Source organism: Asaia sp. A2 (genome assembly GCF_057319415.1).
Map to the genome: position 1 here is coordinate 202,519 of NZ_JBXWTO010000006.1, position 12,360 is coordinate 214,878.

Sequence of the window (12,360 nt, forward strand, 5' to 3'; positions counted from 1 at the left end):
AAACCGGGAGGCGCCCCGGCTGTGGCCGTCCAAAGAGTAAGGGCCGCGCAAGTCAGTCCCTTCCCTCGCATCTTAGATCGGGTCCTCAAACCTGAGATCGAGATCACGCACGATTTCGCCCGCCCTCAGACGCGCCGCCTCCGGCAGGGGCAGACGCGGCGCCCGGGGAAGACCAACTTCAAGACCCATCATTCCCAGAAGCGCCTTGCTGCCCGCAACATACCCCTGTCCGCCAACAAGCTGGATCAGGGGAAGGTAGCGATGATAGAGAGCTTTGGCCTGCGCGATGTCGCGATATCCGTCACAAAGGCGGAAGATCTCGCTCATGGCGTGCGGCGCGACGTTTGAGGCAACGGCCACCCAGCCCACTGCCCCTTCGAGGAAACTCTCATATCCCATAATCCCGCCGAAGACGGCCATGCCATCGCCGCACAGGCGCTGGATGTCGCGTATACGCGTGACATCCATTGTCGATTCCTTGATCATGCGGCAATTCGCGAGGGTCGAAAGCCGCGCGACCAGTTCGGGACGCAGATCGACATTGGCTGTCGCCGGGTTGTTGTAGAGCATGATCGGCAAGCCGATAGCCTCGGAAACAAGGCGATAATGCGCGAAGATTTCGTCATCGGTCGGGGTGGAATAAAATGGCGGGATGATCATGACGCCATCTGCGCCCAGCGTTTCAGCCTCGCGGCTGTATCGGATGACATCATGCGTGTTTTCAGCACCCGTTCCGATCAGAACGGGCACGCGACCATCTGTCTGCTCGATAACCGTACGGGCAACGAGATGACGCTCCTCGTCGGTGAGGGACAGAAATTCACCCGTTGAACCAAGCGGAATCAGACCAGCGATACCCTGCGCAATCTGCCATTCGGTAAAACGACGCAGGACAGACAGATCCACCTGCCCCTCTTGATCAAAAGGCGTAATCATCACCGTATAAGTGCCGCGAAATTTCATGATTTTACCCTCGATTGAAAATGATGTCCTCCGACCTCCGAAGCGGTCAGGCCATGTTGTCCTGGGCGTCCTGTGAATTCATGAAACGCGCAATCGGATGATCGGGGGTGGCGGCGTCAGCGCTGTCAGCGGCATGGATCACCCTTCCCTCTTGCAGAAGAATGATGCGGCTGGACAGGCTACGCACAGCCTGCATGGCATGTGACACCTGAATGATTGTCATGCCCTCAGCGGCCAGGTCCTGCATCAGATGCCCGACTTCGCGCACACGCGCCGGATCAAGAGCCGATGTCGGCTCATCCAGCAGGAGTAAGGCAGGGCGCTGCATCAGGGCACGGGCAATCGCGACGCGCTGCTTCTGCCCCCCTGAGAGTTCGCGCGGGGACAGCTTGGCCTTATCCTCGATTCCGAGCCTTTTCAGGAGCGTTCGTGCCTCTTTTTCGGCTTCGTCGCCAGGCCGCTTATGCACAAGCATCGGTGCCAGGGTTAGGTTACGCAGGACCGACATGTGATCGAACAGACCGAAATTCTGAAACACGATTGCAGCCTTGTGTCTCAAAGAGGCGGCAGCGTTGGGCGCCGAGAGGTCGATCCAGCGTCCGTCCACGGTAACCGTGCCCGACTGAGCGCCCTGCAGCCCGATCAAGGCGCGCAGCATGGTTGTCTTGCCCGAACCCGATGGCCCAATCAGGCTGACGATTTCCCCGCGGCCGGCCTGAAAGCCCACATTGCCAAGGATCTCCTTGCGACCCTGTCGAACAGAAACATTGCTTACATCAAGATAGGGCAAGACGCTTCTCCAGAGCACGACTCAGCCGCGTCAGCGGATAGGACAAGGCGAAGTATAGTGAGAGGACGACGATAAAGACGGGTGTCGCTGGCAAGCCGCGACTTGAAAGGATCACGCCTGCCTGGCTGAGTTCCACAACACCAATCTGGGATGCCAGCGCCGTGTCCTTGATAAAGAGCACGAGATAGCCAATTGCCGGCGGGAGAATGGCCCTCATGGCTTGCGGCAGAACCACATGGCGCCAGCGCGCCCAGACAGGAAGGTCGAGAGCGAGTGCGGAATCGAATTGCTCAGGGCCGACAGTACGAATGCCGCCCAGGATGATTTCCGAGAGATAGGCCGAGGCGATCAGGCCAATGGCCCCTATTGCCACTCCCATTGCCCCGATATCGGCACCCAATGCACCAGCGAGAAAGAAAAGGCCATAAAGCGTCACGATGAAGGGAATCCGACGCATGATCTGCACATAGGCTGCACCGACCAGCCCAAGGCCTGGGAGCCATCTCACAGTCGACAAACGCATGGCGGTCAGGGCGATACCCCCAGCCACCCCAAGCAAACCGCCTGCCAGTGAGAGAATGGCCGTACGCAGAACAGCGTGTTCGAAGAGGGCTATATCATAGACCGAAAAAACCATCAGACCCTGCGCTCCACAAGGTGATGTAAAAGCGCGAGAAGCCCCCCAAGGACAAAGGACAGGATGATATAAAGGCCTGCGGTAACGCTCATTACTTCGACGATACGAAAGCTTGAGGTGCCAATATCGTAGGCACGCCCTGTCAGATCCTCCACGCCAAAAATGGAGGCCATCGAGGAGCCGAGGATCATGATCTGGAAGTGGTTAGAAAGCGCCGGATACATGGCCCTTCCGGCATGAGGAAGAAGAACACGGGTCCAGATCTGGAAACGGTTCATCCCGAGCGTGAGCGCGGCGTCATGATAAGCATGCGGAACGGTTCGCAGACCAGTTGCCAGAATTTCTGCGAGGTATGCCGCAGCATTGAGCGCCATGCCCGTCAGCACGGAAATGAAAGGCGATACCGTCATGCCGAATAACGGCAATGAATAAAACAGGGCAAAGATCTGCGACAATTGCGGCGTATTCGTCAGGGCCGTACCGTAAATAACGCTCAGCCGTTTCACCGGACCACGCCCATCGACGCGCATGATCACCAGCACCACTGCCAGAAGCAGGCCCAGAGCAAAGGAAATGCCTGCGAGCAGCATTGTTGTACCAACACCTCCAAGCAGGAAAGGCAGCTTCAGCATGACAGGATGAAAATCGAGGCCGCTCATTCTGAATGCGTATCCGCACCGAACCATCGCTTGTCGATGGACCGCAATGCGCGACTCCTGCGCATCGCCTCAATGATCCTGTTGACCTCTGCGATGAGTTGGCGGTCTCGCGGATTCATCCCGATACCGTCCTCTCCGGCCGGCGGCGCAAACTCCCTCTCTATGCGCCAGGGGGAGCGGGGATCTTGGGGAACAAGATGCCCGACATAATCAATGACATCGACCAGTGCGTCCCCCCGGCCCTGAGCGAGGGCGCGCATCGCATCCTCATATGTATCAAGAACGAGCATTGCCGCTCTTGGCGCCTGTGCCCGCATAAAGGAAACGGCGGTGGAGCCACGCACCTCAACCAGACGAAAACGGCCCGTAGCGAGATCGGCAAAATGCTGCACCGGAGAAAAACCCGGCATGATGGCCGCGAATGACTCCCGATAGAGAGGCGCGGAAAACGCGATGACGGCCTCACGATCGGCGGTCCGTGTCAGGCCGCCGAGCACGACATCCACCTTACCCGCCAGAAGATAGAGAATACGCCCACTTGAAGTCACCGTGACGAAGCGCGGCTCTACCCCGAGTTTGCGAGCGAGGTACGAGCCGACATCGAGATCGTAACCCACAAGGCGATTGTGATCATCATAACCAGCCAATGGGGGTAATCCGGGCTCCACCCCTATATTCAGATGCCCGCTCGCACGTATCGCGTCGAGATCACGGGCCTGCGCCAGCCTGGGACTAAAAGCACAAGACCCGAGGAGACTCAGGAAGAGAACAGCCGCGCGCGCAGCGACGCCACGCCTGAACAAGGCACAACACCTATTCAACCCGGCATCGCCCCTGACGCTCTGCGCTGCCTTGTCCTCGAGGCTGCTCATAAGATGATTTCCTGCCCCAATGCGAGTTTGCTCTTGCGGATTCCCCGCCCCTCATCTAATCGTAATATACGCTTTGTATACGATAATAAACCCGTTTCTGAGATTCTCTATCAAAACGTTCTGATAAGGAAATATCGTGACCCTGGTGCGTCTCACTTTCAAGGGCAAGAAGCTCGAGGCCTATAAAGGGGAGCCTCTGACCGCTGCGCTGATCAGGGCCGGATATCTCGCCCTTGGACAGAGCCGAATGCCGGGTCAGGGCCAGCGTGGTACGTGCGGGGCTTTTTGCTTCATGGGTGTTTGTCAGGAGTGCCGTGTCATCGTTGATGGCAAGCTTGCACAGGCCTGCCGCACCTTTGTTGAAACCGACATGCAGGTTCTTCCCTATGGCCGCCTCTGAGCACAGACCCGATATCACCGTTGCAGGCGCCGGGGTCTCCGGGACCACCTGCGCGGTGGCACTCTCTCGCCATGGGTTTGCCGTCACGCTCATAGATGATCAGCCCGATGCAGGCGGGCAGGTTTTCAGGGCTCCATCACCCTATGCGAGAGAAAAAATCCGTGCGGACCAGGAACGGAAAAAGGGCGACAGGATACGTAAGCATCTTGCTGCTTCCGGGGTCGACCATCGTCGTGCCACGCGCATATGGGGGCTGACGGGGCGATTTGAGCTCGATCTGCTTGGCCCTGATGGCATGGCTCAGCTCCGAGCCGAGCGACTGGTTATCGCAAATGGCGCTGTTGAGCGTTTCCTTCCTGCGCCGGGCTGGACGACACCGCGGGTTATCGGCCTTGCAGGTGCAAGCATTCTCCTGAGAGGGGGTGGGACGCTCCCCGGTCGAAGTATCGTCCTGGCTGGATCCGGGCCGCTGCTCTTTTCGGTCGCCCATCAGGTGCTTGCGCTTGGCGGCAAAGTCGCGGCCATTGTCTCATCTGCAGGGCTGGGGGAATGGATCGAACTCGGTACGAAATTGTATCGCGACGCCGGGCGTCTGCTGGAGGCCACACGATGGATGGCGCAGATCACCGCTGCCCGCATCCCTATCCATTATAATGCCCGCATCTCGGATATCCAGAATCTGGAAGATGGGGTTCTCGTGACAATCTGCCCCAAGGATCGCAGGAAATCCTCCTCGACCGTGAATGCCAGTATACTGGCCTATGGCGATGGCCTGAAGCCCACAACGCTCCTCTCGAGAGCAGCCGGAGCTCGGCATGAATACGATCCGTCAGGAGATTACCTCAAACCGGTCACCGATACTGCGGGGCGCACCGATATCACTAACCTCTATGTGACAGGCGATGCAGCCGGGATAGAGGGCGCGGAGGCTTCACGGCTCAGAGGACTTGTCACCGCCCATGCTATCGCGCTCGATACTGGGCGTATAACCAAGGCTGGATTCGACTCATTGGCGGCGCCGGCGCTTCGACGCCTGCGAAAACTGGCCGCGATTTCCGTCACGATGCGCCGTTTGATGCGGTCAGGTCACGACGGCGCTCTTGCCATACCGGATGCGACGATCCTGTGTCGCTGCGAACAGGTCATGGCCTCGGCTGCACGCCAGGCCATCGCGGCAGGGGCAAGAGATGTCAATCAGGTCAAGGCGTGGACACGCTGCGGCATGGGCCCCTGTCAGGGGCGTTCCTGCGAGGACGGGCTGCGTCAGATCCTGATTGAGACTGGCAGCATATCCCCTCAGGACACCGGGATATTTACCGTACGCGCCCCGTTTTTTCCGCTTCCATTGAGCGCGATCTCGGGAGAATTCGATTACGACGATATCCCGCTTCCAAAGGCGGCGCCGCTATGAGCGTGACCATCGGGACTGCGCATGAACGCTATGACGCGGCTATCATCGGCGCCGGTGTCATGGGCGCGACAACCGCATTGTTCCTTGCCCAAGCTGGCATGAAGGTGGCGTTGATTGAACGCGGGGCCCTCTTTCGCGCTGCTTCCGGGATCAACGCAGGCACCCTGACCTTGCATATGACCCGGGCTCAACTGATACCCCATGCCATCAGGGGACGGGAGATGTGGCTTGATGCGGCGCGCTGGCTTGGCGAGCCGGTAGGCGCTGTTTCCACTCATGGACTGTCCCTGGCTTTCACCGAAGCCGAAGAAGCGCTGCTCAGGGCGCGGGCGCGTGTCAGGTCGGAAGCAGGCGCACCGATCGAGATTATTTCTGCCGGAAAAGCCGTCGAAATAGAGCCGGGGCTGAACCCGGGACTGCGCGCCGCTGCGTCATGCGCCCTTGACGGCCATATCCCGTCCTATCGCGTCGGAGCCGCCTACGCACGCGCTCTGGAGCGAGAGGGTATCACCCTGCTTGAGCACGGCGAGGTGGCGCAGATCGCAACGGGTAACGGGGGCGATCATGCCATCCATCTTCGCGATCGTGCCCATCCTGTTCATGCCGCACGCGTCGTGGCGAGCGGAGGAGCCTGGCTCGAGAAAATGCTCGACTGGATGGGTTTTGCCATCCCGATACGCTGTCTGTTCAATCAGCTCGTCGTCACCGAGCCCATGAGCGAAGTGATGGGAAGCGTCATCAGCATTGCCAACGGTCTCCTCTCGCTCAAGCAATTCACCAATGGAAGTGTGCTTATTGGCGGCGGCTGGCAGGGAGAGGGCACGCTTGAAGCAGGCGGAACGCGCGTCATACCCGAAAACCTGCGAGGCAATGTGAGGCTGGCCCAGCATGTCATTCCCGCGCTTAGAAATGCGATGGTGCTCAGGGTATGGCTTGGCCAGGAGGCCGAGACACCCGACGCCATGCCATTGATCGGCTCCCTGGGGCCGGACGACACGCGGTTTGTCATAGGCTCGGTCCATTCCGGTTTTACCAGCGGCCCGTATATGGCCCGCCTCCTTGCAGATCGTATCCTGGGGGGTGATCCGGACCTGAGGGCATTTGACCCCTGTCGTTTCGCTCTCCCGCCAGCGACAAAAACCAGTTCCCTGCCCCCCACTCTCTCCTGACAGGATCGTCATGACGTCTTTCGAAACGGCCTCGCACTTCAGGGGGATCTATGCCGCCACCCTCGTTCCTTTCGACGAGACGGGGCTTATCGCGTTCTCCTTGCTACGCGCCCATCTGCGTCGCTGTACGGCAGATGACGGGATCAGGGGCATTCTCTGCAACGGGCACGCTGGCGAAAACCATCTTCTCACCCGGGAAGAGAAAAAACAGGTCATAGAGGTCGCACGGGAGACGCTTGGAAACGACCGTCTGATCGTGAGCGGGATCCTCGCCGAGGAGACGACAGAGGCCTGTTTCCATGTGCAGGACGCGATTGATGCCGGGGCTGATGCCCTGCTGGTCTTTCCTCCGTTCTCATGGGCGCTGGCACAGGACGATGCGGCCATCATCGCGCATCATCAGGCCATATGCGCTGCGTCGACAGTGCCGGTCATGCTGTATCAGTCATCAATCGGCAGCGGAGGCATGGCCTATAGCCTTCCCCTGCTCGAAACGCTTCTCGGCCTGCCGGGTATCGTTGCCGTCAAGGAGGGCAGTTGGGAAACGAATGCCTATGACCGCCACAGGAGACTGGCCGCGCGGGTTGCACCGCATGTGCAGGTCATGGCCTCAGGAGATGAGCATCTGCTCCCCTGTTTTGCGATTGGCACGACAGGCAGTCTCGTCAGCCTTGCAGCCATACTGCCGCGCTCGATGTGCAGGCTCTGGAGCGCTGTCGAAAGTGGCGACATGGCGAAAGCCCGTGCGATCCATGAAGCGATCCAGCCTCTCGCCAACCTGATCTACGGCAAGGCGCCATCCAGCCGGGCCACGTTGCGGCTCAAGGCATGCCTCGTCATTCTGGGAGAATGGAGCGCCTGCCGCACCAGACGACCTTCTGTTATCCTCTCTTCCAATGAGTGGTCGGCTCTTCGGCACGCGCTGGAAGCCGCAATGAAAGTGGAAGAAGAGGCATGAGTGAGTACCGGGTTGCTGAACGCGAGCAAAATCTTGCAGAACTGGCTTATACCCAGATCAGACAGATGATCCTCGAGAAGAAGCTGCCTGGCGGCACTTCTGTAGTTGAGGGAAGACTGGCAGATCACTTGGAAATTTCCCGCACACCGGTACGCGAGGCGCTGATGCGCCTGGCTGCGGAGGACCTTCTGGTAAAGCAGGGCTCACGCTCGTTTGCCGTACGCAATGTCTCTGCGGCAGAGTTCTTTCAGGGCATCCATATTCGTGAGATTCTCGAAAGCGAGGCGATTGCGCTTTCCTTTGATCGGCTTGATCGGGGTTTGCTCGGCTCGCTGCGCGCAGAAGTTGTCGAGTTGGGAGAAACGCCCGAGCAAACTGCTGCGCAATGGCAACTCGATGACCGCCTTCACCTCCTCTTTCCCAAGACCACCGGAAATGGCGTGATGGTGCGCACGATCGACTCTCTGCGTACGCTTACGCGGCTTTGCGAGGTTTCCTACCCGCTCGGTCGCGTGCCTGCCTCTACTGTCGAGCACCTGGCCATCCTCGATGCCCTGCTGGACGGTGATGCGAATGCAGCCCGGCAGGCCATGGTCACGCATCTGCGCAATGTCGCCGCAGATTGCATGGAAATTCTGCGCGGCGGCTAAGGTCCCCCGCTCTTACAGGAGCTTGCAATGACCCGCTATGACCTCGTTATCAAGAACGGTCTGATTGTTACGGCTACCGATCAAATTAGAGCCGATATCGGTATAAACGGGGAAAAAATCGTCGCCCTGGCCCATCATCTTCGCGGCGACGAAGAAGTCGATGCGACAGGCCTGATCGTGATGCCGGGAGGCGTGGACGGGCATTGCCATATTGAACAGGATGAGGCGGACGGCACCGTTCATGAGGACGGTTTCGCCTCGGCCACCGGCTCGGCGCTGCTCGGTGGAACAACGACAGTTGTATGTTTTTCAGCCCATTTGCCTGGCGGAGAACTCAAGGAACAATTTCTTGCTTATCGCGAGAAAGGCCAGGCATCGCGTTGTGATTATGCCATCCATCAAATCGTCACGCGCACAGACAAGGAAACACTGGAGACAGGCATACCTGAAGTCGTGGCACTGGGGGCGGCAGGTCTGAAGGTGTTCATGACTTATGACGCGTTTCATCTCGCAGATGATCAGGTTCTGCAGGTGCTCTCTGCCGCACTTCCGCACGATATGATCGTCTCCCTTCACTGCGAAAATTATGACGCGATACGGTTTCTGGTGTCCCGGCATCTGGCTGAGGGTAAGATCCACGCGCACAGCCACGCAACATCACGGCCAGTGAGTGTCGAACGCGAGGCCACATCCCGAGCCATCGCCCTAAGCGAAGTTACCGGCCAGCCTATACAGATATTCCATGTCTCGAGCCCGGAGGTGGCGGCGGAGATTGCCCGTGCACGCGATCGCGGCGTGCAGGTAACTGCAGAGACATGCACGCATTATTTGACCTTGACCGAAGATGAACTCAAGCGCGAAGGCTTCGAGGGGGCGAAATTCATATGCAGCCCTCCCTTGCGGAGCGTCGCGGAGCGCGAGGGTATGTGGCAGGCCGTGCTTGACGGCACGATCTCGGTCGTCTCTTCCGATCACTGCGGCTACACTTTTGAAGGCTCGTCAGGCAAGGCGCGCTACGGGCGGGATGCCGATTTTTCGAAGATACCGAACGGCATGCCGGGGCTGGGGACGCGCCTGCCTGTTCTGTTCGATGCGGCCATAACCGGAAACAGGATCGATCTAACAGATTTCGTCCGCGTTACCGCCACCAACCCCGCGAAACGCTACGGATTATATCCTCGCAAGGGAACGATCGCGCCGGGATCAGACGCGGATCTGGTTTTGTGGGATCCCGAACTTCGCAAAACGATCTCGCCTGACCTATTCGAAAGTGCCATCGACTACACACCCTATGACGGCAGAGAGGTGACGGGGTGGCCGGTCGCAACCTATCTCCGCGGACGTCTTACTATGAAAGACGGTGCGCTCCGTTCCTCGCGAGGAGACGGCCAGTATCTGGCTCGTGCTGGCCGATCGCATGCCTGACAAAGACAAGCACGAGCAAAAGGAAGTACCTCGTCCCGCAAAAGGCGGTGTTGGGGGCGCCCACACCTATGTCCGTTGCTCTGCCTACTTGAATGCTGTCCGGGCAACGCATTCAGAAGCCCAGGCAAGCCCAGTTTCCGTCCCCGTTTCCGCCCCCAATGAACCGGACGTGGTCAAATTCGACATCTCGCTCAGCCTGCTCGAATGCGAATTGAGACGTCTTGGTCTCAATCTCCAGTCGCGCATTCATGTCATGGTCGAGATTGTCAGCCCGGACGAAGGATGCGCCACCAAGCCTGGCAAGCGGTCTCGTCTCGCTTGGCTGGCAGAAGAGCAGGAAACTTATATCGACCCTTATGTCACCACACGATGAGAACGACCTCATGTCGTCTCCACTCGTCTCACGGCACTTTCCTTCTGTGGGATTTTCTATGAGATTTTCCTTGCGACGGTTCTTGCCCATCTGGGCCGTGCGCCGAACCTGTGCAATTTCATCAAGCGCCGTGCATAGGGTCATTATATATAATCATCGATGATTTTGCCTCCCTCCCGACTTTCGATCTCAGTGCCTGAATCAGAATGCGACCTGATTGATTTTCCGCAGAACCCTGCGGATGTGAGCGATCATGAGCCAAGCCTCGGATGATGCGATCGTCGCCTCGACGTCTCGTGTGAGGCGGCGGCAGCGTCCGAGCCAGGCGAAGCTGCGCTCGACGATCCAGCGCTTCGGCAGGACGACGAAGCCTTTGGCCCGATCGGAGCGCTTGACGATCTCGATGGTCCATTTCCCGAGCTGCGCCAGGGCGCTCCGAAGCTTCTGGCCGCCATAGCCGCCATCGCCAATCAGATGGCGTAGCCAGGGAAACAGGGACCGGATCCGGCTCGCCACCAGCGGCGCGCCGTCGCGGTCCTGGATGTCGGCCGGATGCACGACGGCCGCCACGATGTGCCCCACCGTGTCGGTGGCGATATGCCGCTTGCGTCCCCTGATCTTTTTACCCGCGTCATAACCGCGCGGGCCGCCGTTTTCTGCGGTTTTGACCGATTGGCTGTCGATGATCCCGGCACTCGGCGTAGCCTCGCGCCCGTCCTGCTCGCGCGACAGGATCACGAGGATATGGTTCATGGCTTCCCATCGGCCTTCGCGGATCCAGCGATAGAAATAACCCTGCACGGTCGTGAAGGGCGGGAAGTGCCGCGGCAGCTGCCGCCACTGGCAACCAGTCGTGACGATGTAGAGGATCGCTTCCACGACACGGCGCAGGTCAACTTTGCGCCGCCGTCCCAGACGCCTCCTCTCGGGCATCAAGGGTTCGATCAGCTTCCATTCTGCATTACGTAGGTCGCTTGCATATTCCAGGTCGTCCCGGCGATACTGCGCGCGGGTGATTTCAGTCCAGGCCATCGTGATCTCATCAGGTTGTCGCAAACCCATGAATCATAACCCGCTGAAATCACTCAACTCATTCTCGGTCAGACACTCAGAGAGAACGTCTCAGCATTTCCACCGGCGACGTCGCATCAATTGTGGCGTGGTGGGTGCGAGCGATGAGAACACCCCCTGATCAGCTGCAAACGGCACCTACTTCCTTATGAGCAGATCGCCTTTGATAGCCGAATTCTCGATCATTTCTTGCGACAGCAGTTGCACGATAAGCTGCTGAGTGGCGTTAGCGTCCAGATGTTGCATAGACCTAACGACGATGCCCGATCCCTTTGAGCGTCGCTTTTTAGCGTCTTACAAACGAGCCCTGTCGGATTGGAAACATGTCCAGTCCTGCAGCTGCCAGTTCCAACGCATGATCGATATCCCCAATTCCTATCGATCACTATATACGTCTTACATGATCGATAGAAGCGCTATCAATCGCTCATTCTCCCCGCGATCACCGGTCGAACTCCACTAACGCTCCATCCGATCATGACAAGCCAATCACAAGTCACAAGCACCTTCGAAATCAGTTCTTGCCTTCCCGGATTGTTTGTCCAAGAATGCGGACAGAAAGAAACAGGAAGAAGCGCGCAGAGGGCGAAATACCTCAAATCATTGGAAATAGTGATGCGATCGACCCGAAGTATTGAGGTTCGAGTCCCATAGTTCGCACCACTATCTCATTGAAATTGATAGGTTTTTTGGCTCTCAACGCGTCAAACCGGGGCTTTCCCGGATTTCTTCCCAGAATGGAAAAGTTTGATGCTGCGTCTGATCGGGTCCCGCTACCATTTTCGCAGGGCCGTGCCGAAGGATATCCAGCCTCTCCTGAGGCGGTCCGAGATCTCCCTTTCGCTTGATACTTCGGCTAGAGCGTTTTCCTCTCAATCTGGCTTGTATCCAGCGGCGGTGAAGAAGTTGGCGCATTCTGCGGGCGCGACCTGATCGATGAGTTTGCCGATCCTGTTCCAAAGCCCGTCGCGGGTGCGTTCGG

At 58.5% G+C, this 12,360-nt stretch carries 13 protein-coding genes and 3 pseudogenes; 8 read left to right on the plus strand and 8 right to left on the minus strand.

What is annotated here, in order from left to right; translation table 11 throughout:
• Positions 1–72 precede the first annotated feature (72 nt).
• Genes ACWNRM_RS07295 through ACWNRM_RS07315 form a run of 5 tightly spaced genes read right to left on the minus strand, consistent with a single transcriptional unit; the run spans position 73 to position 3,921 of the window.
• On the minus strand, positions 73–963 hold the full coding sequence (locus ACWNRM_RS07295; RefSeq protein ID WP_485170066.1) for a dihydrodipicolinate synthase family protein: 891 nt from the start codon (positions 961–963) through the stop codon (positions 73–75).
• Positions 964–1,009: 46 nt separating this feature from the next.
• Positions 1,010–1,753, minus strand: a complete 744-nt coding sequence (locus ACWNRM_RS07300; RefSeq protein ID WP_485170065.1) for an amino acid ABC transporter ATP-binding protein — start codon at positions 1,751–1,753, stop codon at positions 1,010–1,012.
• The gene (locus ACWNRM_RS07305) at positions 1,740–2,390 is read right to left on the minus strand and encodes an amino acid ABC transporter permease (RefSeq protein WP_464095670.1); all 651 of its coding nucleotides are present in this window, start codon (positions 2,388–2,390) and stop codon (positions 1,740–1,742) included. The genes ACWNRM_RS07300 and ACWNRM_RS07305 overlap by 14 nt, the downstream gene beginning before the upstream one ends.
• A complete protein-coding gene (locus ACWNRM_RS07310; protein ID WP_485170064.1) occupies positions 2,390–3,049 on the minus strand; it encodes an amino acid ABC transporter permease in 660 nt (219 codons plus the stop codon). Before ACWNRM_RS07310 ends, ACWNRM_RS07305 begins: the two co-directional genes overlap by 1 nt.
• A complete protein-coding gene (locus ACWNRM_RS07315) occupies positions 3,046–3,921 on the minus strand; it encodes a transporter substrate-binding domain-containing protein (RefSeq protein WP_485170063.1) in 876 nt (291 codons plus the stop codon). The genes ACWNRM_RS07310 and ACWNRM_RS07315 overlap by 4 nt, the downstream gene beginning before the upstream one ends.
• A gap of 136 nt (positions 3,922–4,057) precedes the next feature.
• Here ACWNRM_RS07315 and ACWNRM_RS07320 point away from each other — a divergent pair, with 136 nt between their 5' ends.
• From ACWNRM_RS07320 to ACWNRM_RS07350, 7 genes are all read left to right on the plus strand, one after another.
• On the plus strand, positions 4,058–4,321 hold the full coding sequence (locus tag ACWNRM_RS07320; RefSeq protein WP_485170062.1) for a 2Fe-2S iron-sulfur cluster-binding protein: 264 nt from the start codon (positions 4,058–4,060) through the stop codon (positions 4,319–4,321).
• Entirely contained in the window at positions 4,308–5,732 is a 1,425-nt protein-coding gene (locus tag ACWNRM_RS07325) for an FAD-dependent oxidoreductase (protein WP_485170061.1), read from the plus strand. The genes ACWNRM_RS07320 and ACWNRM_RS07325 overlap by 14 nt, the downstream gene beginning before the upstream one ends.
• Positions 5,729–6,901, plus strand: coding sequence for an NAD(P)/FAD-dependent oxidoreductase (locus tag ACWNRM_RS07330; protein WP_485170060.1), 1,173 nt, complete (start codon positions 5,729–5,731; stop codon positions 6,899–6,901). The genes ACWNRM_RS07325 and ACWNRM_RS07330 overlap by 4 nt, the downstream gene beginning before the upstream one ends.
• A gap of 10 nt (positions 6,902–6,911) precedes the next feature.
• The gene (locus tag ACWNRM_RS07335; RefSeq protein WP_485170059.1) at positions 6,912–7,859 is read left to right on the plus strand and encodes a dihydrodipicolinate synthase family protein; all 948 of its coding nucleotides are present in this window, start codon (positions 6,912–6,914) and stop codon (positions 7,857–7,859) included.
• Positions 7,856–8,509, plus strand: a complete 654-nt coding sequence (locus tag ACWNRM_RS07340; RefSeq protein WP_025840412.1) for a GntR family transcriptional regulator — start codon at positions 7,856–7,858, stop codon at positions 8,507–8,509. Before ACWNRM_RS07335 ends, ACWNRM_RS07340 begins: the two co-directional genes overlap by 4 nt.
• Before the next feature lie 27 nt (positions 8,510–8,536).
• The gene (hydA, locus tag ACWNRM_RS07345) at positions 8,537–9,934 is read left to right on the plus strand and encodes a dihydropyrimidinase (RefSeq protein ID WP_485170058.1); all 1,398 of its coding nucleotides are present in this window, start codon (positions 8,537–8,539) and stop codon (positions 9,932–9,934) included.
• Positions 9,935–10,103: 169 nt separating this feature from the next.
• On the plus strand, positions 10,104–10,307 hold the full coding sequence (locus tag ACWNRM_RS07350; RefSeq protein ID WP_485172185.1) for a hypothetical protein: 204 nt from the start codon (positions 10,104–10,106) through the stop codon (positions 10,305–10,307).
• Positions 10,308–10,508: 201 nt separating this feature from the next.
• Here ACWNRM_RS07350 and ACWNRM_RS07355 read toward each other — a convergent pair whose 3' ends face one another.
• Positions 10,509–11,339, minus strand: coding sequence for an IS5 family transposase (locus ACWNRM_RS07355; protein WP_485170056.1), 831 nt, complete (start codon positions 11,337–11,339; stop codon positions 10,509–10,511).
• A gap of 177 nt (positions 11,340–11,516) precedes the next feature.
• Positions 11,517–11,645, minus strand: a pseudogene (locus ACWNRM_RS07360) (DUF4172 domain-containing protein); the annotation flags it as partial.
• Between the two features lie 483 nt (positions 11,646–12,128).
• Here ACWNRM_RS07360 and ACWNRM_RS07365 point away from each other — a divergent pair.
• Positions 12,129–12,227, plus strand: a pseudogene (locus ACWNRM_RS07365) (DUF6538 domain-containing protein); the annotation flags it as partial.
• A gap of 23 nt (positions 12,228–12,250) precedes the next feature.
• On the opposite strand, the pseudogene ACWNRM_RS07370 reads toward ACWNRM_RS07365, so the two are convergent.
• A pseudogene (locus tag ACWNRM_RS07370) lies at positions 12,251–12,360 on the minus strand (IS630 family transposase); the annotation flags it as partial.